Source organism: Ruegeria sp. C2, assembly GCF_056537765.1.
This window is the reverse complement of record NZ_JBQFRZ010000006.1, coordinates 101012-124780: the sequence shown is the minus strand read 5'-3', so window position 1 is coordinate 124780 and position 23769 is coordinate 101012. Positions and strand designations below refer to the sequence as shown.

Here is a 23769-nt window from a genome sequence, read left to right as displayed (position 1 = left end):
ATGCGCGAGCAGGGCAAGAGGGGCGCGATGGCGCAAGCAGTGGTGATCGGTGCAGGCCCCGCAGGGCTGATGGCGGCTGAGCAACTGGCCATCGCCGGTCATCAGGTGCTGGTGGCAGAGGCAAAACCTTCGGTCGCGCGCAAATTCCTGATGGCAGGCAAGTCAGGGCTGAACCTGACCAAGGATGAGCCGTTCGAAACCCTGATGACCGCTTATGGCGAGGCTGGGACGTGGCTGCAGCCGATGATCCATGCGTTTGACGCACAAGCTGTGAGGGGGTGGGCGCAGGATCTGGGGCAGGAGATGTTTACCGGTTCAACCGGACGCGTGTTTCCCAAGGTCATGAAAGCCTCGCCCTTGTTGCGTGCCTGGCTGGCGCGGCTGGATGAGGCGGGTGTGCAGATTCGGACCCGGCGGCGCTGGATCGGGTGGCGAGAGGGGGCGCTGGTGTTTGAAACGCCGGACGGTGAACAACGCCTCAACCCTGATGTGGCAGTACTGGCGCTGGGAGGGGCCAGTTGGGCTCGGCTGGGCTCTGACGGGGCCTGGGCCTCGGTCCTGTCGGAAAAGGGCGTTGAACTGGCCCCCTTCGTCCCGTCGAATTCGGCGCTCTCGGTGGAGTGGAGCCCTTACATGCAGCCGCATTTCGGGGCTGCCCTGAAATCCGTTCGTTGGGTAGCCGGTGATCTGACCAGCCGGGGCGAGGCTGCTATTTCAGCCAAGGGGTTGGAAGGAGGCGGTCTTTATTCTCTGACGCCAGCGTTGCGTGAAGGCGCGCCGCTCTATATCGATCTGGTGCCCGATGTCACGGCCCAGACATTGCAGGCGCGCTTGGCAGCCAAGAAACCCAAGGCGACGCTATCGCACTGGCTGAAAAACACGTTGCGCCTGCCGCCACAAAAGATTGCCCTGTTTCATGAGATGACCAAGGGCCATCCGTTGACGCAATCAGATTGGATCGCGACGCTGAAGCGTTTGCCTGTTCGACATTCTGGCCTGCGCCCGATGGACGAGGCGATCTCAACCGCCGGAGGTGTAGCGCGCAGCGCCCTGGATGAGGGCTTAATGCTGAAAGCCCTGCCCGGAATATTCTGCGCCGGAGAAATGCTGGACTGGGAAGCGCCGACAGGCGGCTATCTGCTGACTGCCTGTCTGGCCACGGGTCGTTGGGCGGGGCGTGCCGCCGCTGAGTATCTCACGGCACGCCCGTTCGCCTAAGCGGTCGCCGCCATCTCGGCCATTTTCAGATAGGCTGGACGTTGGCGCATTTCTTTGCCGTAGGCGCTTAGAACTTCGGAATTCAGAGGGAAACCTGCATTTTTTGCCCAACTCATGCAGTGGATCAGGAGGATGTCCGCGATGGTCATCTTGTCCCCCATCAGGAACGGTCCCTTGAAGCGTTTTTCGAGCCGCTGAAAGTTGTGATCGAATTCCCACGTGATCGAGTCGCGAATTGCCGGAACGCGCTTGTCTTCGGGCAGGATGAACTTGTGCCGCGTCGCGACCCACAAAACTGCATCTATCTCGTCCAGAATTGTGTGGAATAACGCATCTTGTTCGGCCCGCTCGATGGTTCCGGCAGGGTATGTCAGAACCCCATGCTTGTCTGCCAGATAGGTCATGATGGCCGAGCTGTCGTTGATTGCGCGGTTTTCATCGACCAACACCGGAACCTTGCCGGAAGGGTTGAGCGCCAAAATCTCGGGCGAGCGCGGGGCGACCGGGTCCAGTTCATAGGGTTCGCCCATTTCTTCCAACATCCAAACCACCCGTGACGTGCGGGTCATAACGGGGCCATAAAGCTTGTACATGCTTGTATCCTGCTGGTTCACAATCTTGGGCAGTGTGCCCGCCATCGGAAACGGGTCAAGCGAAACCCGTTGTCAACGAGACCGAGCCAGCATGGCCAAACGGATCATAGCACGTTCAACCAGCGCCATTGCGGGCGCAGTTTGACCGGCCGAGCGCAGGGACAGATCGGTATCGGTCAGCACTGTCAGCGCCGTCTGCAGCTTGGCGGCACCCCAACCTTGTGCCTGACGCAGGATACGATCGCGGCGTTTGCCGTAGACCGGCGGACGCAGCTTGCCGATGCCCTGCGCCGCACCACCGGGGTCTGCGGCGCAAGTATAGAGTGTTCGAAAATGCCGGGTCGCCCCAATGCAAAGCGTGACCCCATTGGTGCCCTGTGCTTGCAACCGCCGGATCAGCGGCCCGATCTCGCCCGTGCGGCCCTCGGCGACAACGTTCAGCACGTCATCCAGAGCGGCCTCGGTCGAGCGCGGGGCGCAGGCCTCGATATCCTCGATGCTCAGCTCAGACGCATCGCCCTGTTTGTAAAGCGACAATTTATCAACGGTTTGCGTGAAATCACCGGGGCTGAGCGCCAAGGCCAATTCGCTGAGCGCCGACATCGAGTCGCGCGGGATGTTCTGCAGCCCGGCCCGTGAGACAATGCGTTCAACTTCGGCTCGTGAGGGCGGATCGTCATAGATGCCGACAGCATAAGTGGCCGGATGCGCCTCAAACGCTTTACGGATTTTCGAGCTTGGTTTGAGTTGGCCTGCGGTCACGATGATTTGGGCATCGCCTGCCGCCCAATCTTCGAGCGCAGCGAGGATCGAAGGTGCGGCGGTCTCGGTTGCATCCTCGACAAACACCGCGCGCGGGCCGGGGAAAAAGCCAACTGCTTTGACTGCATCAAGCAACAATGCGGGGTCGCCGCGCAGATCGGCTCCGGGGATGCGGCTCAGGCGCATCTCTTCTTCTGCACCGGGTCCGAGAAGGGCTGCCAGAGCCTGTTGCCGTTTCAGCGCGACGCGCATTGCGTCGGCCCCATAGATCAACAGACCGGTTTTGTCCGTGTCAGGCTTGGCGAAATAGCCCTCGGCCTCACGCGGGCTAAGCTTCATGTGGTCAGGCCCGGTGTGGCGTAAAGGCGGGTAACGATCTGATCTGACAGGATCACCATCAGCCGTTCCTTGGCGTCACGCTCATCCGCCAGCGTCGAAACGGTCGATCCAGCGGCAGAGTACCCGACAAACTCTGTGACCGTGCCCGAGGCAAGGATCTGACCGGTATTGTTGGATTTCAGCGCATAGGTGGCCCGCCCGTCGATGGTGTAACGCGTGGTTTCATTCGACGTGGTGATCGACGCGGCGCGGGTGACCGTTGAAACCTGCACGTCCAACGCATAATCGCTGCCGGATGTAGCACTTCGGCCCAGTTTACGTTCCAGATTCTGAACCAGCAGGAAACTGTCGACGTTATTCGGGGCCGAGACGGCCACTTTCCCGTCCAAAGCTGTCCCCGATCCGCCGGGTGCATAGACCGGTTCAAAGCCGCAGGCCGCTAAGGCCAACGGCATCAAGATCAGGGTTCTGCGGTCAAACGACGACATTCACGATCCGTCCGGGAACTACGATGACTTTCTTTGGCGCGGCACCATCCAGCGCCTTTTGCACAGCTTCGGTGCTGAGCGCGATTTTTTCAACCTCGTCCTTGGCCATATCCTTGGGAACGCTGATTTCCGCGCGGCGCTTGCCGTTGATCTGGATGGGCAGGGTGACGGTGTCATCGACCAGCATCGCCTCATCCGCGACGGGCCATGCAGCGGTCGCCACCAGACCTTCGCCGCCCAGCATTTGCCACAGCTCTTCGGACAGGTGCGGGGTCATGGGCGACATCAGCTGCGCCAGCGTCTTGGCGGCTTGGCGCTTGGCGTCGGTACCTGCCTTGGATTTCGCCAAAGTGTTGGTGAAGGCATAAAGCTTGGCGATCGAAGCGTTGAAGCCAAAGGATTCGACGCCCCCGGACACATCGTGGATCGCTTTGTGCATCTCGCGCAGCAGGATTTCGTCTTCGCCATTGGCGGGTATGTCTGATTCTACGATCTCGGACGCGATGCGATGCACGCGGCTGAGATGCTTGAACGCGGCCTCGGCCCCAAAGGCTGTCCATTCCACGTCACGTTCGGGTGGCGAATCGGACAGCACGAACCAGCGCGCTGTGTCTGCGCCGAAGGCAGAAATGATGCTGACTGGATCGACCACATTCTTCTTGGATTTCGACATCTTGGCCGAAGGGATAATTTCGACCTCGGTGCCGTCGGCCAGTTTGCCGTCGGTCACATCCTCGGGCAGGTGATAGACCGGGCGGCCATTGGCATCGCGAGTTTGGTAAATCTCGTGCGTTACCATGCCTTGGGTGAACAGCGCGTCGAAAGGCTCGATGGCTTTCTTGGGCAGGTGGCCGGTGATCTGCATCGCCCGCGCGAAAAAGCGGGAGTAAAGCAGGTGCAGAATCGCGTGCTCGATGCCGCCGATATACTGGTCGACATTCATCCAGTATTCAGCTTCTGCCAGATTGGTCGGCGTTTCGGCGCGTGGGGCGGTGAAACGGGCGAAATACCATGACGAATCGACGAATGTGTCCATCGTGTCGGTCTCGCGCTTGGCCGGGGCACCACATTTCGGGCAGGCACAGTCACGCCAGGTCGGGTGGCGGTCCAGCGGATTGCCCGGTTTGTCGAAGGTGACATCGTCGGGCAGGCGGACCGGAAGGTTTTCTTTCTTTTCGGGCACCACACCGCAGCTTTCGCAATGCACCACGGGAATCGGGCAGCCCCAATAGCGTTGGCGGCTGAGGCCCCAATCGCGCAGGCGGTACTTGGTAACACCTTCGCCCCAGCCCGCCTTTTCTGCGAAATCAACGGTTGCGTTGATCGCCTCATCCCCGGTGGCTTCGGTCAGGCCCGCAAAGTGATTCACCCAGCGTACTTTTTCCGTCTTAGGTGGAACAAAGGCGATTTTGTCGACCGGCGTATCATCATCCAGCGCAAAGAATGTATCGACTACGGGCAAGCCGTATTTGCGGCAGAAGTCGAGGTCGCGCTGGTCATGTGCCGGGCAGGCAAAGATCGCGCCGGTGCCGTAATCCATCAGGATGAAGTTCGCGATCCAAACCGGCAGTTCCCAATTCGGGTCCAGCGGGTGTTTGACCTTGATGCCGGTGTCGTAACCAAGCTTTTCAGCTGTCTCGATGGCCTCTTCCGTGGTGCCACCCTTACGGCATTCTGCAACGAACTCAGCAACTTCTGGGTTCTCGGCCTCAAGCTGTTTGGCAATCGGATGGTCCGGTGAAATACCGACGAAAGACGCGCCCAGCAGCGTGTCGGGGCGAGTCGTATAGACAGTAATGGGCTCGCCGCCATCGGTGCGTTCAAAGCCAAATTGCAGACCGCGCGACTTGCCGATCCAGTTCTCCTGCATCAGGCGCACCTTGGCGGGCCAGTTGTCGAGCGTGTCCAGCGCGTCGAGCAGTTCTTCGGAGTAATCCGAGATTTTGAAGAACCATTGAGTCAGTTCACGCCGTTCCACCAGCGCGCCCGAGCGCCAGCCGCGTCCGTTCTCCACCTGTTCATTGGCCAGAACGGTCATATCGACCGGATCCCAGTTCACCACGGCGTTCTTGCGGTAGACCAGCCCGGCCTCGAGCATATCCAGAAACAGCGCTTGCTGCTGGCCATAATATTCGGGGTCACAGGTAGCGAACTCGCGCGACCAGTCGATCGACAGGCCCAGCGGCTTCATTTGCCCGCGCATGTCAGCGATATTGCCATACGTCCAGTCTTTGGGGTGCCCGCCAATAGCCATCGCCGCGTTTTCTGCGGGCATCCCGAACGCATCCCACCCCATCGGATGCAGCACGTTGTGGCCGGTCGCCAGTTTATGACGCGCGATCACGTCGCCCATCGTATAGTTGCGCACGTGCCCCATATGGATTCGGCCAGACGGGTAGGGGAACATCTCAAGCACGTAGTATTTCGGCTTGTCCGCCTTGTGGTTGGCGGTGAAGATTCCGGCCTTGTCCCAGGCCTCCTGCCATTTTGCTTCGATTTCGTTTGCCGAGTAGCGCGACATCGTGCGGTCCTTCGTGAATGAAAACGCCGGGTAAGAACCCGGCGTGGTAATATTGTGATTTTCTGCGGGTTGCTAGAGCTTGTTGTCCGCAATCCGTAGCTGTCGCGCCCGAGAGAGGATCGCATCTTCGACCGCACGGTTGGTTGCTGCGCTGACCGGAGAGCCTCCGCTTGTTTGCAGGGACACGGACAGAGAGCGGGCCGCAAGCGCCGGATCGCTGATATGCACCGTCGCACGATATTGCCGTCCTCCGCCCGGAGGGGTGCCATAACCGGTTACGATCACGCCGGTAAAAGGATCAACCTCTTGAATCGGAAGGAAATTCAGAACATCAAGCGAGGCCGACCATAAATATCGGTTCACATTGGTGATCTGCTCGGAATTGTCAGGACCAAAAACATCAAAGATGGTTGATCGATTCGGATCATTCAGTTCACGCTCCTCTGACGAACTCCCATCCGCGGTGAGGATGCGAGCATTTCCCGGAGGCGGCTTTCCTCCGCAGGCCGAGACGGTGGCCATCCCTATGGTCAAACCCAGAATCGTCAGCATGCGCATCGTCAAAAGGTCCCGTATCACTTGTTTTGCACTGTCGGGTGATACTCCTAGACAAGGACCCGTGCAGCAACAAGCCTATTCTTTACATATAGGCGTGAGCGGGTGATGTGATTTGCCGGAATTTTGACTGTGGCATCCTTGCACCAATTTGGGCCGAATGACAGCAAGACGTTTATGCCAAGCTTGCGCAAAGGGGGCAAAAAAAGCGAAACGGTGACCGTGCTGAGACGCGTGCTTTGCATGTGTCGAGTAGAAAAATCTTTGAAACCGAGGGAAACAAGATGAAAAAAGTTCTCTTTGCAACGACCGCGCTGATCGCGACGGCAAGCGTTGCAGCAGCTGACGTTAAATTCAGCGGCTACGGTCGTTTTGGTATCGGCTACCTGGAAGATCGTTCGACAACCAACGACAACATCGACGACACCATCCTGGTTTCGCGCTTCCGTCTGAACATCGACGGTACCGCAGAAACTGACGGCGGCGTTGAGTTCTCGGCTCGTGTTCGTCTGCAGGCTGACGAAAGCGCAGCAACTGGCGAAGCAGGTTCCGCACAGCTGAGCGGCGCACGTTTCTCGGCGATCTATGGCGGTCTGCGCGTTGACGCAGGCAACGTTTCGGGCGCAATCGACAACCTGGCCAACTACTACGGTAACGAGCCTGGCCTGGAATTCTTCATCGGTCAGTACGCCGGTGTTGACTATGAATTCCTGTCGTTCTCGTCGACCGGCGCAGGTGCAAACGCTGTATTCTTCCAGTACGCTGTTGGTGACTTCGCCTTTGGCGCGTCTTATGACCAGAACTCGACCTTGAACGGCAACGCCGCTCTGGGCGGTGCAGATTCCTGGGATCTGAGCGCAACCTACACCTTCAACAACATCACAGCTGCTCTGGCCTACGGTCAGACCGACGCTGCTGGTGGCGGTTCTGACCCGAGCCTGCTGGTCCTGACTCTGGGCGCAGACTTCGGCGACTTCAACGGTACCCTGTTTGTAGCCGACGATTCGGACACCCCGCTCAACGACGCAGGTGAAGAAACCGACGGCACCGCATGGGGCTTCTCGCTGGCCTACAACCTGGGCGCAGCAACCACACTGCTGGCTGCTTACGGCGACGGTTCGGCTGATGGCGACACCCAGCAGTACGGCATCGGCTTCATCCAGGATCTGGGTGGCGGCGTATCGCTGAAAGGTGGCGTTGGCCGCACCAAAGTTGGTGACGCAGACGGTCAAACCCGCGCAGACTTCGGTGTTAACTTCAACTTCTAAGTTGATTTAAATCACCAGAGTTTAAGGGCAGGTCTTAGGACCTGCCCTTTTCTTTTGTACTCACATGGTGTTTCTCTGCGGCTACCATGAAAACGAGGGCACCCATGTCGCTGCAAGAAATCTCCGACCGCATCGCTAAAGCTGAAGCTGCCGCCGGGCGTGCCCACGGATCGGTTCGACTGATCGCAGTGTCCAAGGTGCAGCCCAATGAGCGGGTCGAGACAGTTCTGAATCAGGGCCATCGTTGCTTTGGCGAAAATCGAGTACAGGAAGCGGCGGGCAAGTGGCCTGCATTTCGCGAAAAGTTCTCGGGTATTGAACTCCATCTTATTGGCCCGCTGCAGACCAACAAGGCACGACAAGCGATGGAGCTTTGTGACGCCATCCATTCGGTCGATCGTCCAAAACTGGCGAAAACTCTGGCCCGGCTGGCGCAAGAGATCGGTGCCTGCCCAGAACTGTTCATTCAGGTCAATACTGGAGAAGAGGAGCAGAAGGCCGGAATCCTGCCCGCCGATGCCGATGCGTTTGTGTCAGAGTGCCGTGCGTTGGACCTGCCAGTACGCGGGCTAATGTGCCTGCCTCCGGTTGACGAGGAGCCGGCGTTGCACTTTGCGCTATTGGCAAAGATTGCTGAACGCAACGGTTTGGAAGGCCTCTCGATGGGCATGAGTGGCGATTTTGAATCCGCCATCGCACTGGGTGCGACTCACGTGCGAGTTGGTTCGGCCATCTTTGGTGAACGGATCAAACCTCAGGAATGATCAGGCGCGTTCCGGGCGCGATTTGGCGTGCAATCCATCTTAGATGATCGCGGCGAAAAGCAATGCAACCTTCAGTCGGAAAGCGCGGGCGACGCCATTGATGCAAGAATATGGCAGAGCCACGCCCGGGAATTGCATTCGGCCAGTTCCAGTCGGTGATCAGAACCAGATCATAGAGCGGATCGGCACGGCGTAGTATTTCATGACTAAATGCGTAGGGTGCCCGGACAAGATGGTTATAGGAGCTGTCCTTGCTATCGTCCGACCACAGATCACGCGGCCTGATCGGTCGCGCCCATGAAGCAGGGCGGGCGATACGGTCGGCGCGGTAGAGCAATCCGACAATACGATGCGTGCCAACGGGGGTCGCCCCGTCGCCTTCGCGTTTGGCAGCGCTTAACCCGCCCTTGCCAATGGCGCAGGGAAAGACACGCCCCGCAAACCGGATACCGCGCGGGGTCAGGACAAGATCATCGGGTGTCACAGCAGATGGCCCGATTTGGCCGCTTTGGTTGCCAAATATCCGCGATTATGATCAGTTTCGCCCACTTTCAGAGGTACGCGTTCGGTGACAGCGATGCCCGTCCGTTCCATCATCGCGATCTTGGCCGGGTTATTGGTCAGCAGGCGAACGGAGTTGAAACCAAGCGATTTCAGGATGTCAGAGCCCAAACGGAAGTCTCTCTCATCATCTTCAAAGCCCAGCCGATGGTTGGCCTCGACCGTGTCAAAGCCTTGATCCTGAAGGAAATAGGCGCGCATTTTGTTGGCTAGTCCGATCCCGCGGCCTTCTTGATTGAGATAGAGCAAAACGCCGGAGCCTTCGGCCCCCATCTGGGCCAGCGCACCACGCAATTGCGGACCGCAATCACATTTCAAGCTGCCCATCAGATCACCGGTGAAGCAGGCAGAGTGCAGTCGGGCCAGAACCGGCTTGTCGCGATCGGGGCGGCCGATTTCGACGGCATAATGCTCCTCTCCGCCATCTTCGGGGCGGAAGACGTGAAGACGACCGGCCTCTGACACTTCCATGGGCAGGCGCGCAGCCACAACGGCGTGCAGGGCGCTGCGATCAGCAAGGTGGGGTGCTGCGCGCGTGTGATCGATGCAGGTCAGGCCGTGGGTCACGGCAAATGCGCGTCCATCATCAATGGACAAAACGACGGCAGCGGGCAGCAAATGTGCCGACTTAGCCAACGCGATGGCGATGCGGTGCAGGTTTGCATTGCCGTGCCGCTCGGTCATCAGCGGACCTTTCATCGGTGCGTTCAGATCGTCCGAAGGGTCGGCCACCGCTTGCACCCAGTTCAGGTCGACATCAGCCGGAATCAATACCCTGGCGAGATCCCCGTCATAGGCTCGCGCTTTCAACGTTTCAGCCCGCCGCACGGTAATGGCAATGACAGGCTCTCCTCCCAAACCACGCAGGTCGGCCAGGCGCTGCGGGCTAAGAGTCTCTGTTGCCAGGGCCAGAACGCTATATCCGCTATCATCCGTCAGCACGACGGGCACGCCCATGCGCAGATCGGCCCGCGCACGTGCGAGCAGTTCGGCAATGTCAGGAAAGAGACTCATGTATGTTACCCTGTAACGATCTGGCTTTTTTCCTACCCTGATCACCGGGGAATGTGAAACATTTCCTCCGCGTCAGACACGAGGGCGTGAAACGATTGCAGCAAATCTTGCTGATTGCATCTTCTATGCGCAAGTGGTGGAAAAGGCTTAGGAGGACCGGAAATGGCACAGCTTAAGAAAATCCTGCTGGTGGATGACGATGAAGACCTGCGCGAGGCGCTGAGTGAACAGCTTGTGATGACCGAAGACTTTGATGTGTTCGAGGCATCCGATGGCGCATCCGCGATGGAGCGTGCACGCGAGGCGATTTACGATCTGGTCATCCTGGACGTGGGCCTGCCTGATACCGATGGGCGCGAGCTGTGCCGTCTGATGCGCAAACAGGGCGTCAAAAGCCCGATCCTTATGCTGACCGGTCATGACAGCGATGCCGACACTATCCTGGGCCTGGATGCCGGTGCGAATGACTACGTCCCTAAGCCGTTCAAATTCCCGGTTCTTCTGGCCCGCATCCGTGCCCAACTGCGCCAGCATGAGCAATCTGAAGATGCGGTCTTCGTCCTCGGCCCCTACACGTTCAAACCGGCCATGAAGATGCTGATGACCGAGAATGATCGCAAAATCCGCCTGACCGAGAAAGAGACGAACATCCTCAAGTTCCTCTATCGTTCGACCGATGGCGTTGTGGCGCGCGATGTATTGCTGCATGAGGTCTGGGGTTACAACGCGGGTGTCACGACCCATACGCTGGAAACCCACATTTATCGCCTGCGTCAGAAGATCGAGCCCGATCCGTCAAATGCGCGCCTTTTGGTCACAGAATCGGGTGGATATCGTCTGGTCTCTTGATCTTTGTGGATTGACTTGGATCAAAGTGATACTCTTGAGGCATAATTAGTTTACTCCCAACCCGTGCATGTCCGGGTTATGACATGTACCTCCCTGTTGGACTGCCGGGCCTGATGGCCCGGCTTTTTTTAGTGCACAGCTGTTTGATTGCCTGAATTCAGGAATGCGATCACGATCAGAGTCTAAGATGAAGATAACCTTCACGCGCCTGTCCGAGGTTGATCCGGAAGACATACTTTCGCACATGTCTGACCCTCGGTTGGCTGAACATTTGCCCCTGTTAAAGGGCACCTGGAACCGGGCGGCTGTGGATCATTTCGTCCAGGTCAAGGAAGAGTGTTGGGCGCGTGACGGTCTTGGACACTGGGCAATATTGCAAAACGGAAACTATGTTGGCTGGGGTGGATTTCAAAAGGAAGGCGACGAATGGGATTATGGGCTGGTTCTAAAACCCGAGTCATTTGGACTTGGCGCGCGGATCACGCGTCTGGCAATTGAATATGCGGTGTCGGATCCGCGTATTCCATTTGTGACGTTTCTTCTACCGCTATCGCGGCAACACTTGGGTGCCCTGGCACGGTTGGGCGCGCAGTTTGTTGGTGAATTTGAGTATGATGGGGCGACCTTCAAAAAATTCCGAATGGATACCGAGTAAGAACTCGCATCCCACCCGTACGATGATTCAGCAGACATAACTCACTTTTTCCGATGGCACCCTACTCAGTCGCGCGCTAACCTGCGCAAATCGAGATAAAGGAACCCCTTGATATGCCCTTCACTCTTGCCACCTGGAACATCAACTCTGTCCGTCTGCGTGAACCTATCGTGCTGAAATTGTTGGAAGAAGAGGCCCCGGATGTGCTGTGCCTGCAAGAGTGTAAGTCGCCCGTAGACAAGATCCCGACCGAAGGGTTCGCCAAGCTTGGCTACACCCACATGATTGCGCGGGGGCAGAAAGGTTATAATGGGGTCGCCATTCTTTCGCGTCTGCCGATGGAAGAGGTTGGCGACAAGGACTTCGCCGGTCTCGGCCATGCGCGTCACATTGCGGGGCGGCTGGAGAATGGTGTGACGATCCACAATTTCTATGTCCCCGCGGGTGGGGATGTTCCCGACCGCGAAGTGAACGAAAAATTCGGCCAGAAGCTGGATTACCTCACCGACATGCGGGATTGGTTCAACGCCGAAAAGCCGCAGAAATCCATTCTGGTCGGTGATCTGAACATCGCCCCGCGCGAAGATGATGTGTGGTCGCATAAACAACTGCTCAAGGTGGTGTCGCACACGCCGATTGAAGTTGAAACGCTGGCCGAGACACAAGATGCGGGCGGATGGGTCGATATCACCCGGCAGGATATCCCCGAAGGTCAGCTTTACAGCTGGTGGTCCTATCGCGCGCGTGATTGGGATGCGGCGGACAAAGGGCGCAGGCTGGATCACGTCTGGGCCACGCCCGATATCTCGAACGCGGGCCACTCCAGCCGGATTCTGCGCGATGCGCGCGGATGGGAGAAACCCAGCGATCACGCGCCGGTTTTTGCGACATTCGACGTCTGATTGATGCAAAAACGCCCGACTCAGCCCTTGGTTTCTGACCCGCGTGGCTGCATATAGGGCGCAAATACGAACCAGAGAGTAATTGCCATGGACCTTCTGAACGGCGCAGCCAGCTCTGATGCCACCGATCTGATCAAGGACGGGACCGAGGCCACCTTCATGGCCGATGTGGTCGAAGCCTCGCAAGAGATGCCGATCATCGTTGATTTCTGGGCCCCCTGGTGCGGCCCCTGCAAAACGCTGGGTCCCGCGCTGGAGGAGGCTGTGACGGCCGCCAAAGGCGCGGTCAAGATGGTCAAGATCAACGTGGATGAGGCGCAGATGATCGCCGGCCAACTGCGTATCCAATCGATCCCGACTGTCTATGCGTTCTACAAGGGCCAGCCGGTCGACGGATTTCAGGGTGCTTTGCCCGGGTCCGAGATCAAGGCTTTCATCGATCGCGTAATCGAAGCTGCAGGTGGCGAAAGCCCCGGTGGTCAGTTGGATGATGCGGTTCAGGCCGCCGAAGAGATGCTGACCGAAGGGGCCGCAGTGGATGCGGCGCAAACCTTCGCGGCAATTCTGGGCGAAGACCCCAACCACGCTGCAGCCTATGGCGGGCTGGTGCGTGCTCATATCGCGCTGGGCGATCTGGATCAGGCCGAGGCGATCCTCAATGGTGCTCCGGCCGAGATTTCGACCTCGCCCGAAGTTGAGGCGGCGCATGCGCAGCTGGAATTGGCCAAGCAGGCCGCAGATGCGGGTCCGGTGGGCGAACTGACGGCAATGGTTGAGGCGGAACCCGACAACCATCAAGCCCGGTTCGATCTGGCGCAGGCCCTGCATGCCAATGGTGATGTTGAAGACGCGGTCGCCCAATTGCTCGAATTGTTCCGCCGTGATCGCGAGTGGAATGAGGGTGCGGCCAAGGCCCAACTCTTCACGATCTTCGATGCGCTCAAGCCCAACGATCCGATTGTGCTGAACGGGCGGCGTAAGCTCAGCTCGATGATATTTGCCTAAAATCTGATCAGGGCTACACTCGACTGTATGATGCATCCTGCTGATCTGCCGGAAACCGTATCTGTGTTTCCTCTGCCCGGAGCGTTGCTGTTGCCACGCTCCCGTCTGCCGCTGCATGTTTTCGAGCCGCGTTATCTGCAGATGCTGGATGACGCGCTGAAGACGCCTGAACGGTTGATCGGTATGGTGCAGCCGAACACCTGTCAGGGGGATGAAACCAAGCTGCATCAGATCGGTTGCGCCGGTCGCGTCACGCAGTTCTCAGAGACTGAAGATGGCAGGTATCTGATCACGCTGACCGGTATATCGCGGTTTCGGGTCAGGGCGGAGCTTGATAGTTTCACCCCTTATCGTCGCGCTTCGGTATCATGGGATGGGTTTGACCGTGACCTGGGCAAGGCCGAGGTGGATGACTGCTTTGATCGAAACCGGTTCCTGAGGCTGTTGGAGCGGTTCTTCTCGTCCCGTCAGTTGTCGACTGATTGGGACACGATGAAGGACGCCGATGATGAGCTTCTGGTCAATTCTCTGTCGATGATGCTGGAATTCGACCCCGAGGAAAAACAGGCCCTGCTTGAGGCACCTTGCCTGCGCACCCGGCGCGAGACCCTGGTGACATTGATTGAATTCGCCATGCGCGGCGGATCGAATGAGGAAAAACTGCAATGAGCGCACCCGAACACGCCTTTGACCGCCACATGTTAGAAGCGCTGATTTGCCCTCAGACCCATACGACCCTGCACTACGACGCCGAGCGGCAGGAACTGGTGTCCAAAGCCGCCGGTCTGGCGTTCCCTATCCGCAATGGCATCCCGGTGATGCTGGCGGATGAGGCGCGAGAGCTGGACTAAATCGGACGCCCTTGCAGCAGCTTGGGCAGATCACCGGTCAGGCCCGCAGCCTCGCGCACGAAACCACGGCGCAATCCGGGCAGAGAGCCGACGATGCCCATGCCGATATCCCGACCGATCCGAAGCAGCGGATTGTCGTTGGAAAACAGCTTATTGAACACATCAGTCGCCATTGCCAGCGCGGCAGTGTCGAACCGGCGCCATTCCTGATAGCGCTCAAGCACCAGCGTTGAACCGATATCCTCGCCACGTCGGCCTGCAAGGGTCAGAACCTCGGCCAGGGCACCCACATCACGCAGACCGGCATTCAGACCCTGCCCGGCGATCGGGTGCATGCCGTGGGCGGCGTCTCCGACCAAGGCCAGCCGATCCGAGATGAAGGAGTTGGCGATAGTCAGGTTCAGCGGATAGGTGAACCGGTCGCCCTGCAGGCGGATATCGCCAAGGAAATCACCGAAGCGCGGGCGCAGGATCTGCAAGTAGTCTGCCTCGGACAAAGCGTTGATCTGTTCGGCTGTCTGAGTGCGTTCGCTCCACACGATGGAGCTGCGGTTGCCGGTCAACGGTAAAATCGCCAATGGCCCGGGGGGCATGAAGAACTGATGGGCTATACCGTGATGGGGCAATTCATGTTCGATGGCGCAGACCAGAGCGGTCTGGCCATAGTCCCAGCCGGTGCGCTTGATTCCGGCGCGCATAGCGGTGCCGCTGCGACGACCATCGCAACCCACCAGAAGGCTACCCGACAGCGTGGACCCGTCATCCAGCGTCAGCGTCGCCCCGTTTGCCGAGATGTCCTGGGACACGACCGTTTTGCCGCTGATCTCGGTGATCCTGTCTTGTTCGGCCATGGCCTCCAGAAAAGCCCGCCGCAAGTGGCGATCTTCGACCATATAGCCCATAGGGCCTTCTTCGATCTCGGCATGATCGAAATGCATGAAGAACGGGGAAGGACCAGCACCGGCATGGCCGTCGGTGACCTTGATCTCCAGCATCGGCTGGGCGTGCTCTTCCACCTTTTCCCAAACGCCTATCGCGGCGAGCAGACGTTGCGAGGCCAGTGCCAGCGCATAGGCGCGCCCATCAAAGGCCGCGTTCTTGCGCACTTTTTCGGCCAGAGCATCAACAACAGTGACTGAATGCCCGGTCTGGGCCAGCGCCAGCGCAAGGGCGGGGCCGTTCAGGCCGCCGCCAACGATCAGGATGTCGGATCTGTGTTCCATGTGCTGCAATATGCGCGCCCTTTCGGGATTGTCCATGTGCGGTCCTGTCGCTACCGTCCGGACACGGGCATACTCGGGAGGAGGCAGGATGCAAGACTGGCTGACCATGACGGCATGTGATTTGGGCCGTGGCATCGGAATGGGACAGATCGATCCGGTTGAACTGACCGAGGCCTATCTGAGCGCCATCGACGCCCATCCACACCGGGACCGCATTTATGCCCGCGTCACCCATGACCGCGCTCGCGCCGAGGCCCAAGCAGCGCAAGAGCGGGCCAAACTCGGCCTGCGTCGGTCTTTGCTGGATGGTGTCCCGATCAGTTGGAAAGACCTGTTTGACACCGCCGGTGTAGGAACTGAGGCCGGTTCGGCCTTGCTGAAAGGCCGCGTGCCCGAGGCGGACGCGCAAGTGCTGCGCAATGCGACCGCGATGGGCACGGTTTGTCTGGGCAAAACGCATATGAGTGAACTGGCCTTCTCGGGTCTGGGTCTCAATCCAGTGACGGCCACACCGCCTTGCGTGAATGACGAAGATGCGGTGCCGGGCGGATCGTCCTCGGGGGCAGGGGCCTCGGTCGCGTGGGGGCTTGCGGCCTGTGGCATCGGGTCTGACACCGGTGGATCTGTACGGATCCCTTCAGCGTGGAATGATTTGGTGGGGCTTAAAACCACAGCCGGACGCGTGAGCCTTGAAGGCGTCGTACCGCTTTGCCTGAAGTTCGACACGGTCGGACCTCTGACGCGGTCAGTTGAGGACGCTGCGCATATGCTTGCCGCGCTTGAGGGCACCGCTCCGGCAGACCTGCGCGGCGCGTCTTTGACAGGCCGCCGCTTTGCCGACCTACAGAACGTGGCCAAGGACGATCTGCGCGAGGCCCCGGCCAAGGCTTATGACGAGGCTCTGGCGCGCCTGAAAGAAGCGGGGGCCGAGATTGTCCCGCTTGAGGTGCCAGAGCTGAACGACGCGATGAGCTTGTCAGGTGTGCTCTATACGACCGAAGCCTATGGCCTGTGGTGCGATGTGATCGAAGCGAACCCCGACGCAATGTATCCCGAAATCCTTGAACGATTCCGCATGGGCAAAGTCTATACCGGCCCCGATTACGTGGCCGCCTGGTCAAAACTGACCGCCTGCCGACAAGCTTGGGATATGGCAACTGCCGGATTTGATGCCGTACTCGCCCCGACGGCACCGATCCTGCCGCCCAATCTGGATCGGCTGATGAATGATCATGACTACTATGTCACCGAGAATCTATTGGCCTTGCGCAACACAAGGATCGGCAATCTGATGGGGCTCGCGGCGCTGACCCTGCCCACGGGAACACCCGGTTGCGGGTTGATGATGCTGGGCTATCCGGGGTCGGAAGAGGCCTTGCTGCGGCTCGGATCAGCGGCTGAAAGCGCTTTGACCTGAATGCCACAATCCCCTGATTCGGAACCTCTTTGTCTGGACGAGGGGTGCCCCGATCTGTAATCTGCCAGGAAACGGGGCGCAAAATGACCCCGAAATTGAGGCAGTATTATGAATTTCCCCGAGCGGTTTTCGAACCTACCGGAATATGCATTCCCGCGTCTGCGCGCTCTGTTGGATCACCATCAGCCGGGCGGTGACGTCGTTCACATGACCATTGGCGAGCCCAAGCACGATTTCCCGTCCTGGGTGACCGATGTGATCATGGAAAATGCCGCGGGGTTTCAGGGCTATCCCCCGAACGAAGGCTCGCCCGCGCTGCGCGCTGCAATCGCGGGCTGGGTCAACCGCCGCTATGGCGTGTCGATGGATGCAGATGCCAATGTGATGGCACTGAACGGCACGCGCGAGGGTCTGTACAATGCCGCAATGGCGTTGTGCCCCGAGCAGAAGAACGGACAGCAGCCAATCATCCTGTGCCCGAACCCGTTTTATCAGGTTTACATGGTCGCCTCGATTTCGGTCGGCGCGCAGCCCTATTTTGTACCTGCAACCGCTGCGACCGGCCATTTGCCTGACTATGCAGGCCTGCCCGAAGAGGTGCTGAACCGCACCGCCGTTGCCTACATCTGTTCACCCGCGAACCCTCAGGGGGCGGTCGCCTCGCGCGATTATTGGGCTGAGTTGATCCAATTGGCCGAGAAGTACGATTTCCGCATCTTTGCGGATGAATGTTACTCCGAGATTTACCGCGACACCGCCCCGGTGGGCGCGCTGACCGTTGCGCAGGAACTGGACGCTGATCCCGAGCGGGTTACGCTGTTCAACTCACTGTCCAAGCGATCAAATCTGGCCGGATTGCGGTCCGGCCTTATCGCGGGCGGGCCTGAGACGATCAGCCGTGTCAAACTGTTGCGCAGCTATGCGGGTGCCCCCTTGCCCGCACCGTTGCAGGCCGCTGCCGCCAAGGTTTGGGCGGACGAGGTACATGTGCAGGAAAACCGCGCGCTCTATCAGGAAAAATACGCCATTGCGGATGAAGTCTTTGCAGGCGTGCAAGGCTATATGCCGCCCGAGGCAGGGTTCTTCCTGTGGCTACCCGTCGAAAACGGCGAAGAAACTGCATTGAAGCTTTGGCAGGAAACCGGCGTTCGGGTTCTGCCGGGTGCATATCTTTCTCAAGGTGATCCGGGGCAAAACCCGGGCGAGCAATTTATCCGGGTCGCCATGGTGGCCCCAAAAACAGAGATGAAGCGCGGGCTGATCACGCTCCGCGACTGCATCTATTCGTGAGGTACGAGGGCAAAATGGCATCATTGAACGCGCGCAACCGCGACCCGTTACTGGATAGCACCACGCAAGCCGCCATCGAGCGGCGCAGTAAGGAACTGATCGGGATCGCTCTGATCCTGCTCGGCATGGCTGCCGCTGCGATGGTCTGGTCTTATACGCCGGATGATCCGAACTGGATGGTGTCGACCGATGCGCCGGTGCAGAATTGGATGGGACGTGTGGGCGCCTCGATCGCCGCACCTTTGTTCATGATTGTGGGCTGGGGCAGCTTTGGCGTGGCGCTGGTACTGGCTACATGGGGCGTGCGCTTTGCCGGTCATTTCGGGGAAGAGCGTGCGATTGCCCGCCTGATATTCGCTCCGATCTGGATCGCCGTTCTGGCGGTCTATGCCGCCACGCTGGTCCCGGGTGCTGAATGGCGTGCGACGCACAGCTACGGGCTAGGTGGTCTGTTTGGTGACACGGTGATGGGTGCTTTGCTGACGCTGCTGCCGATCTCGTCGCATTTTCTGGTCAAGTTGATGTCGCTTGCCATGGCGGTGGGCATGTTGGCGCTGGGTGTGTTTGTGCTGGGCTTTACCAAAGCGGATGTGCGCAAGGGCTTCCGTGCTTTCCTGCTGGGTCTTGTCATGGCCTATGACCTGTTGATGAACGCTTTGGGGCGTGGGGCCTCGGTCACGGCGCAGGCGGCGCGTGATCGTCGCGCGCAATGGGCTGAGCGTCGGGCGGAACGTGCCGTGCCGGTGCAGGCAGAGTTTGACGATGATCTGGCCTATGCCGACCCGATTTTTGAAGAGCCCGAACTGGAGACACCCGAGCCTGAAGCAAAGTTGGGTCTGCTAGCGCGGATGCCGTCGCTGATCCGTCGTCCCGATCCGATGCCCGAGCCCGAACTGATCGATCCCGTCGCGGTCGAGGGCTACTACGACATGCCTAAAGAGGACCGCATCCGGTCAAAGATCTCTGCCGCTGTGCGCAACCGTAAAGTGGCCGCAGGGCAGATGGCACCTGAGCCTGATCCGAGCCTGCCGCTGACCAAGGGGCGCGGGCGTGGGCCCGATCCGCTAATCCTGAATGCCGGACCCGTGGATGAGCTTCCGCCGGAACCACCCATAACCTCAGCAGCACTACCGGTCGAGCCGCCGTTGAGCGCGGCGGATGAAGCTGATTGGCAAGCTCAGCAGGCTTATGTGGACGAGCCGGATTATGATGACGAGGCCGTGTTTGAAGAGCCCGCGCCGCAGCCGCGTCAGGCTGTAAAAATCCCTGTTGCTGAACCGCGCAAGCCGGTTGTGGCACAGCCAGTGCGCCGCGCACCCCCGCCATCGCGTCGGGCACAGGCTGAGGCGCAGCCAACCTTGTCATTTGAGGAAAAGCACAGCGATTTTGAGCTACCCCCTCTTGGTCTGCTGTCCAACCCGGCCAGCATTCAGCGCCATCACCTGAGTGATGAGGCGCTGGAGGAAAATGCCCGGATGCTGGAAAACGTGTTGGACGACTACGGCGTCAAGGGCGAGATCGTCAGCGTTCGCCCCGGTCCTGTTGTCACCATGTACGAATTGGAACCGGCCCCGGGCCTGAAAGCCAGTCGGGTAATCGGTCTGGCCGATGATATCGCACGCTCGATGTCGGCGCTGTCGGCGCGGGTTTCGACCCTGCCGGGCCGCTCGGTCATCGGTATCGAATTGCCGAATGAAAACCGCGAGATGGTGGTGCTGCGCGAAATCCTCGCCAGCCGCGATTTCGGTGATGGTAATCATGCTCTGCCGTTGGCGCTGGGCAAGGATATCGGCGGTGAGTCCGTTGTGGCGAACCTGGCCAAGATGCCTCACCTGCTGATTGCCGGTACGACTGGTTCGGGTAAATCGGTGGCGATCAACACGATGATCCTGTCGCTGCTTTACAAGCTTACACCGGACGAATGCCGCCTGATCATGATCGATCCCAAGATGCTGGAGCTGTCTGTTTATGACGGCATTCCGCATTTGCTGTCGCCTGTTGTGACCGACCCGAAAAAGGCGGTTGTCGCCTTGAAATGGGTGGTCGGCGAGATGGAGGATCGCTATCGCAAGATGTCCAAGATGGGCGTGCGTAATATCGCAGGCTACAACGGTCGCGTGAAGGACGCGCTGGCCAAGGGTGAGCTGTTCAGCCGCACGGTTCAGACCGGGTTCGATGATGAAACCGGTGAGCCCATGTTCGAGACAGAGGAATTCGCGCCCGAGTCGATGCCCTATATCGTTGTCATTGTCGATGAGATGGCCGACCTGATGATGGTCGCCGGCAAAGAAATCGAAGCCTGCATTCAACGTCTGGCGCAGATGGCGCGGGCCTCGGGTATTCACCTGATCATGGCCACACAGCGCCCCTCGGTCGATGTGATCACCGGGACCATCAAGGCGAACTTCCCAACAAGGATTTCGTTCCAGGTGACCTCGAAGGTCGACAGCCGCACCATTCTGGGCGAGATGGGCGCCGAGCAACTGCTGGGGCAGGGCGATATGCTTTACATGGCGGGTGGTGCCAAGATCACCCGTTGCCACGGGCCCTTTGTCTCGGATGAAGAGGTCGAGGAAATCGTCAACCATCTGAAACAGTTCGGCCCGCCGGATTACATGAGCGGCGTGGTCGATGGCCCTGCCGAGGAAAAAGCTGACAATATCGACGCCGTTCTGGGCCTGAATACGGGCGGCAATACCAACGGAGAAGACGCCCTGTATGATCAGGCGGTGGCGATTGTGATCAAGGATCGCAAATGCTCCACCTCTTACATTCAGCGGAAACTCGCCATTGGCTACAACAAAGCCGCGCGGCTTGTTGAGCAAATGGAAGACGAAGGTGTTGTTTCTGGGGCAAATCACGTGGGCAAACGCGAAATCCTCGTTCCTGAGCAGTAGGATATTTAATAACAAGGGCAGAACGCTTATCTGGGTCTCATGAAACAGATTGCTTTTGCCCTTGCTCTGACACTGGCTGCGCCCGCCGCTTGGGCGGCTGAAAAGCTGCCGCTGTCACAGATATCCAACTATCTGAACCAGATGAAAACGGTTCAGACCACGTTCACGCAGGTGAATGATGACGGTTCACTTAGCACCGGTAAGCTGTGGCTGCAGCGCCCGGGCAAGATGCGCTTCGAATATGATCCGCCCAACAGCGCGGTGGTGCTGGCGCGAGCCGGAACGGTGCAGATATTCGACCCGAAATCGAACCAACCGCCCGAGCAGTACCCGCTGAAACGCACGCCCTTGTCCTTGGTGCTGGCGCGGAATGTGAACCTGTCGCAGGCCAATATGGTCGTCGGTCACGACTTTGACGGCACCGCTACGGTCGTGACTGCGCAGGATCCGAAGAACCCGGACAGTGGCCGGATCGAGCTGATGTTTACCTCAGACCCGGTTGAACTGCGGAAATGGGTGATTCATGACAATGCAGGCAGCCAAACGACTGTCCTACTGGGGCCGCTGACCGAGGGTGGAAACCTCGATCAGAGTGTGTTCTCCAAGAAAACCCGTATCGGGTCAGGTGATCGCTGACCCGACAGGTTCAATAGCGGCAATTGGCCAGTTGCGCCTGATACAGTTGCGCGCGGGCGTCCACATCGCTGGCGACGTTCAACAGCCATGATTTGCTGTTGTAGCTGCCGCGCGCAAATCCGGTATGACCTTCGTGATAGGCCAGATACTGGTTGCGCGTATCGCTGGGATGGATGCCGTTGCGTTCATAGCTTTTGTTCATATACCAGCCGATGAAATCCGACGCATCGCGGATGCGATCCCGCTTGGCCCGGCGCTTGCCGGTTTCGCGCTGGTATTGCTCCCAAGTGCCATCCAGCGCCTGACCATAGCCGTATGCGCTGCTTTGACGGCCCATCGGGATCACGCCCAGCACATATTTGTGCGGCGTGCGCGCATCGTGACGATAGCGGCTTTCCTGATAAATCGTGGCCATCTGAACGTGAACGGGAACACCCCATTTGCGTTCGGTGCTTTTGAAGGCCTTGATATAGTCGGGCTTTTCGCGCGCAATGCTGCACGCGTCATTCAGTCTGCTTGGCGGCTGCTTCGACCCGCCACCACAGGATGCCAAAAGCAGCACCCCGAAGAGTACGAAAAGAATTCTGCTCATGTGCCTCGTGCCTTTTTTCTTTATTCTAGCGCAGATTGAGCCCCGAGGAAATCACATTCGCTACAGAATAATAGCAAGAATTATTGGCAGTGCTGCGACGGACAACACGGTAGAGACCATGACCATGCCTGCAACCGCGTCGGAGTCTGCTTCAAACCGTTCGGCCAGCAGGTATGAGGTCACTGCGACGGGCGTACACATCTGCAAAACAAGCACGCCGAAGGCCACCGGCCCCAGATCGAAACCGACTGCGATGATCCAACCAAGTCCGAAACAGACCGCCAGTTTGAGCAGCGAGAGCCAGATCGCCTGCGCCAGTTTCCGTGTCGTCAACCGCGCAATCGCGACGCCCACGGTGATCAGCATCATCGGGATTGCCATTTGTCCCAGCAGATCCAGTGTGTTGGTCAGGAACAACGGCGTTTCCCATCCACGCCACAAGAACAGAGCGCCAAGCAGCGTAGCCCAGACCATGGGCTCGCGCAGGACCTTGCCAAAGGCGCCGCGTCCGGCGACCAAATAGATGCCATAGGTGAAGGAAAACAACGCGGTAACGGCGAGAAAGATCACCGCATAGCCCAGCCCGGCCTGTCCAAAGGCAAAGATGCAGAGGGGTAAGCCAAGATTGCCGGTATTGCCGAAGATGAGTGGGGCCAGATAGGTCCGCTGCTCCATTCCCGTGACCCGGACGAAGATCCAAAACACAATTGCCAAAGCCACATGCGAGGCGATAGCCGCGAGGGTGAAGAGTGTCAGTTCGCCCCCTGGGATGTCGGTTTGCATGAGGGCCACGAAGATCAGACTGGGTACTGCCAGTGTCACGGCGAGGCGCGTGACGAACTGCAGCCGATACTCAAAACCCAGCTTTACCCAAGTGAATCCAATGCCCGACAATAAGAACACCGGGGCCACGATTTCGAACACTGTTAGTAGAAGGTTCACAAACTGTTTCCCCGAATTTCAGTTCAATGATTGGCATTTCCGCCGGAAAAGATGTACTAACCTCTTTGGGGGCTGAAACAATGCTAAAGACACACGCCAAGTACCGCCTGGGACAGGTGGTCCGACACCGTAGACACCCTTTTCGAGGGGTGATTTTTGATGTCGATCCGGAGTTTTCCAACTCTGAGGAATGGTATCAGGCCATCCCGGAAGACAGCCGTCCGTTGAAGGATCAGCCGTTCTACCATCTGCTGGCTGAAAACGACCAATCCTTCTATGTGGCTTATGTTTCAGAACAAAATTTGGTTGAGGACCAATCCGGGGAGCCCGTGGACCACCCCGATATCCCCAATATGTTCGGACCGTTTCAGGACGGATCATATCCACTGCATTTCCAGTTGAACTGAATTTCGCAACAAAGCTGCCT

At 58.7% G+C, this 23769-nt stretch carries 24 protein-coding genes; 14 read left to right on the top strand and 10 right to left on the bottom strand.

Annotated elements, in window-relative coordinates; translation table 11 throughout:
* Window positions 1-27 precede the first annotated feature (27 nt).
* On the top strand, window positions 28-1218 hold the full coding sequence (locus tag ACR0IV_RS16890; protein ID WP_480659804.1) for a TIGR03862 family flavoprotein: 1191 nt from the start codon (window positions 28-30) through the stop codon (window positions 1216-1218).
* Here ACR0IV_RS16890 and ACR0IV_RS16885 read toward each other — a convergent pair.
* The 5 genes from ACR0IV_RS16885 to ACR0IV_RS16865 all read right to left on the bottom strand — a co-directional run bounded on the left by ACR0IV_RS16885 (window position 1215) and on the right by ACR0IV_RS16865 (window position 6479).
* Window positions 1215-1811: a glutathione S-transferase family protein gene (locus ACR0IV_RS16885; protein ID WP_480659803.1), complete on the bottom strand. Its 597-nt coding sequence runs from the start codon at window positions 1809-1811 to the stop codon at window positions 1215-1217. The two genes, ACR0IV_RS16890 and ACR0IV_RS16885, sit on opposite strands and share 4 nt — an antisense overlap.
* A gap of 72 nt (window positions 1812-1883) precedes the next feature.
* The gene (gene holA, locus ACR0IV_RS16880) at window positions 1884-2912 is read right to left on the bottom strand and encodes a DNA polymerase III subunit delta (RefSeq protein ID WP_480659802.1); all 1029 of its coding nucleotides are present in this window, start codon (window positions 2910-2912) and stop codon (window positions 1884-1886) included.
* Complete coding sequence (gene lptE, locus ACR0IV_RS16875; protein WP_480659801.1) at window positions 2909-3400, bottom strand: LPS assembly lipoprotein LptE; 492 nt, start codon at window positions 3398-3400, stop codon at window positions 2909-2911. The genes holA and lptE overlap by 4 nt, the downstream gene beginning before the upstream one ends.
* Window positions 3387-5921 (bottom strand): leucine--tRNA ligase, encoded by a 2535-nt coding sequence (leuS, locus tag ACR0IV_RS16870; protein ID WP_480659799.1) that lies wholly within the window; start codon window positions 5919-5921, stop codon window positions 3387-3389. The genes lptE and leuS overlap by 14 nt, the downstream gene beginning before the upstream one ends.
* 72 nt (window positions 5922-5993) lie before the next feature.
* Complete coding sequence (locus tag ACR0IV_RS16865) at window positions 5994-6479, bottom strand: DUF3576 domain-containing protein (RefSeq protein WP_480471722.1); 486 nt, start codon at window positions 6477-6479, stop codon at window positions 5994-5996.
* A gap of 281 nt (window positions 6480-6760) precedes the next feature.
* On the opposite strand from ACR0IV_RS16865, the gene ACR0IV_RS16860 reads away from it, so the two are divergent.
* Window positions 6761-7744 (top strand): porin, encoded by a 984-nt coding sequence (locus tag ACR0IV_RS16860; RefSeq protein ID WP_480659797.1) that lies wholly within the window; start codon window positions 6761-6763, stop codon window positions 7742-7744.
* Window positions 7745-7848: 104 nt separating this feature from the next.
* Window positions 7849-8508: a YggS family pyridoxal phosphate-dependent enzyme gene (locus tag ACR0IV_RS16855; RefSeq protein WP_480659796.1), complete on the top strand. Its 660-nt coding sequence runs from the start codon at window positions 7849-7851 to the stop codon at window positions 8506-8508.
* Here ACR0IV_RS16855 and ACR0IV_RS16850 read toward each other — a convergent pair.
* Together ACR0IV_RS16850 and ribA are read right to left on the bottom strand one after the other, a co-directional pair.
* Window positions 8492-8992: a L,D-transpeptidase family protein gene (locus ACR0IV_RS16850; protein WP_480659795.1), complete on the bottom strand. Its 501-nt coding sequence runs from the start codon at window positions 8990-8992 to the stop codon at window positions 8492-8494. The genes ACR0IV_RS16855 and ACR0IV_RS16850 overlap by 17 nt on opposite strands.
* Entirely contained in the window at window positions 8989-10083 is a 1095-nt protein-coding gene (gene ribA, locus ACR0IV_RS16845; protein WP_480659794.1) for a GTP cyclohydrolase II, read from the bottom strand. The genes ACR0IV_RS16850 and ribA overlap by 4 nt, the downstream gene beginning before the upstream one ends.
* Window positions 10084-10245: 162 nt before the next feature.
* Here ribA and ACR0IV_RS16840 point away from each other — a divergent pair, with 162 nt between their 5' ends.
* The 6 genes from ACR0IV_RS16840 to ACR0IV_RS16815 all read left to right on the top strand — a co-directional run bounded on the left by ACR0IV_RS16840 (window position 10246) and on the right by ACR0IV_RS16815 (window position 14345).
* Complete coding sequence (locus ACR0IV_RS16840; protein ID WP_480471727.1) at window positions 10246-10932, top strand: response regulator transcription factor; 687 nt, start codon at window positions 10246-10248, stop codon at window positions 10930-10932.
* A gap of 187 nt (window positions 10933-11119) precedes the next feature.
* Complete coding sequence (locus ACR0IV_RS16835; protein ID WP_480659793.1) at window positions 11120-11587, top strand: GNAT family N-acetyltransferase; 468 nt, start codon at window positions 11120-11122, stop codon at window positions 11585-11587.
* A 113-nt stretch (window positions 11588-11700) separates the two neighbouring features.
* Window positions 11701-12489, top strand: coding sequence for an exodeoxyribonuclease III (locus tag ACR0IV_RS16830; protein ID WP_480659791.1), 789 nt, complete (start codon window positions 11701-11703; stop codon window positions 12487-12489).
* Window positions 12490-12576: 87 nt separating this feature from the next.
* The gene (locus ACR0IV_RS16825) at window positions 12577-13494 is read left to right on the top strand and encodes a tetratricopeptide repeat protein (protein WP_480471730.1); all 918 of its coding nucleotides are present in this window, start codon (window positions 12577-12579) and stop codon (window positions 13492-13494) included.
* Window positions 13495-13521: 27 nt separating this feature from the next.
* Window positions 13522-14163 (top strand): LON peptidase substrate-binding domain-containing protein, encoded by a 642-nt coding sequence (locus tag ACR0IV_RS16820; protein ID WP_480659790.1) that lies wholly within the window; start codon window positions 13522-13524, stop codon window positions 14161-14163.
* Window positions 14160-14345: a Trm112 family protein gene (locus ACR0IV_RS16815; RefSeq protein ID WP_480471732.1), complete on the top strand. Its 186-nt coding sequence runs from the start codon at window positions 14160-14162 to the stop codon at window positions 14343-14345. Before ACR0IV_RS16820 ends, ACR0IV_RS16815 begins: the two co-directional genes overlap by 4 nt.
* Here ACR0IV_RS16815 and ACR0IV_RS16810 read toward each other — a convergent pair.
* Window positions 14342-15604 carry an FAD-dependent monooxygenase gene (locus ACR0IV_RS16810; protein ID WP_480734412.1) on the bottom strand — a complete coding sequence of 421 codons (1263 nt, stop codon included), beginning with the start codon at window positions 15602-15604 and terminating at the stop codon, window positions 14342-14344. The genes ACR0IV_RS16815 and ACR0IV_RS16810 overlap by 4 nt on opposite strands.
* A gap of 52 nt (window positions 15605-15656) precedes the next feature.
* Between ACR0IV_RS16810 and ACR0IV_RS16805 the strand changes: the two genes are divergently transcribed.
* The 4 genes from ACR0IV_RS16805 (at window position 15657) to ACR0IV_RS16790 (ending at window position 21808) form a co-directional block, all read left to right on the top strand.
* Entirely contained in the window at window positions 15657-16985 is a 1329-nt protein-coding gene (locus ACR0IV_RS16805) for an amidase (RefSeq protein ID WP_480659788.1), read from the top strand.
* 108 nt (window positions 16986-17093) lie between these two features.
* Window positions 17094-18275, top strand: a complete 1182-nt coding sequence (locus tag ACR0IV_RS16800; RefSeq protein WP_480659787.1) for an aminotransferase class I/II-fold pyridoxal phosphate-dependent enzyme — start codon at window positions 17094-17096, stop codon at window positions 18273-18275.
* 14 nt (window positions 18276-18289) lie between these two features.
* Window positions 18290-21172 carry a DNA translocase FtsK gene (locus ACR0IV_RS16795; protein WP_480659786.1) on the top strand — a complete coding sequence of 961 codons (2883 nt, stop codon included), beginning with the start codon at window positions 18290-18292 and terminating at the stop codon, window positions 21170-21172.
* 39 nt (window positions 21173-21211) lie between these two features.
* Window positions 21212-21808, top strand: a complete 597-nt coding sequence (locus ACR0IV_RS16790) for a LolA family protein (RefSeq protein WP_480659785.1) — start codon at window positions 21212-21214, stop codon at window positions 21806-21808.
* Window positions 21809-21818: 10 nt separating this feature from the next.
* Here ACR0IV_RS16790 and ACR0IV_RS16785 read toward each other — a convergent pair whose 3' ends face one another.
* Window positions 21819-22400 carry a transglycosylase SLT domain-containing protein gene (locus ACR0IV_RS16785; RefSeq protein ID WP_480659783.1) on the bottom strand — a complete coding sequence of 194 codons (582 nt, stop codon included), beginning with the start codon at window positions 22398-22400 and terminating at the stop codon, window positions 21819-21821.
* Window positions 22401-22460: 60 nt separating this feature from the next.
* Window positions 22461-23342 (bottom strand): AEC family transporter, encoded by an 882-nt coding sequence (locus tag ACR0IV_RS16780; protein WP_480659782.1) that lies wholly within the window; start codon window positions 23340-23342, stop codon window positions 22461-22463.
* A gap of 80 nt (window positions 23343-23422) precedes the next feature.
* On the opposite strand from ACR0IV_RS16780, the gene hspQ reads away from it, so the two are divergent.
* Entirely contained in the window at window positions 23423-23749 is a 327-nt protein-coding gene (gene hspQ / locus ACR0IV_RS16775) for a heat shock protein HspQ (RefSeq protein WP_480471740.1), read from the top strand.
* Window positions 23750-23769 lie beyond the last annotated feature (20 nt).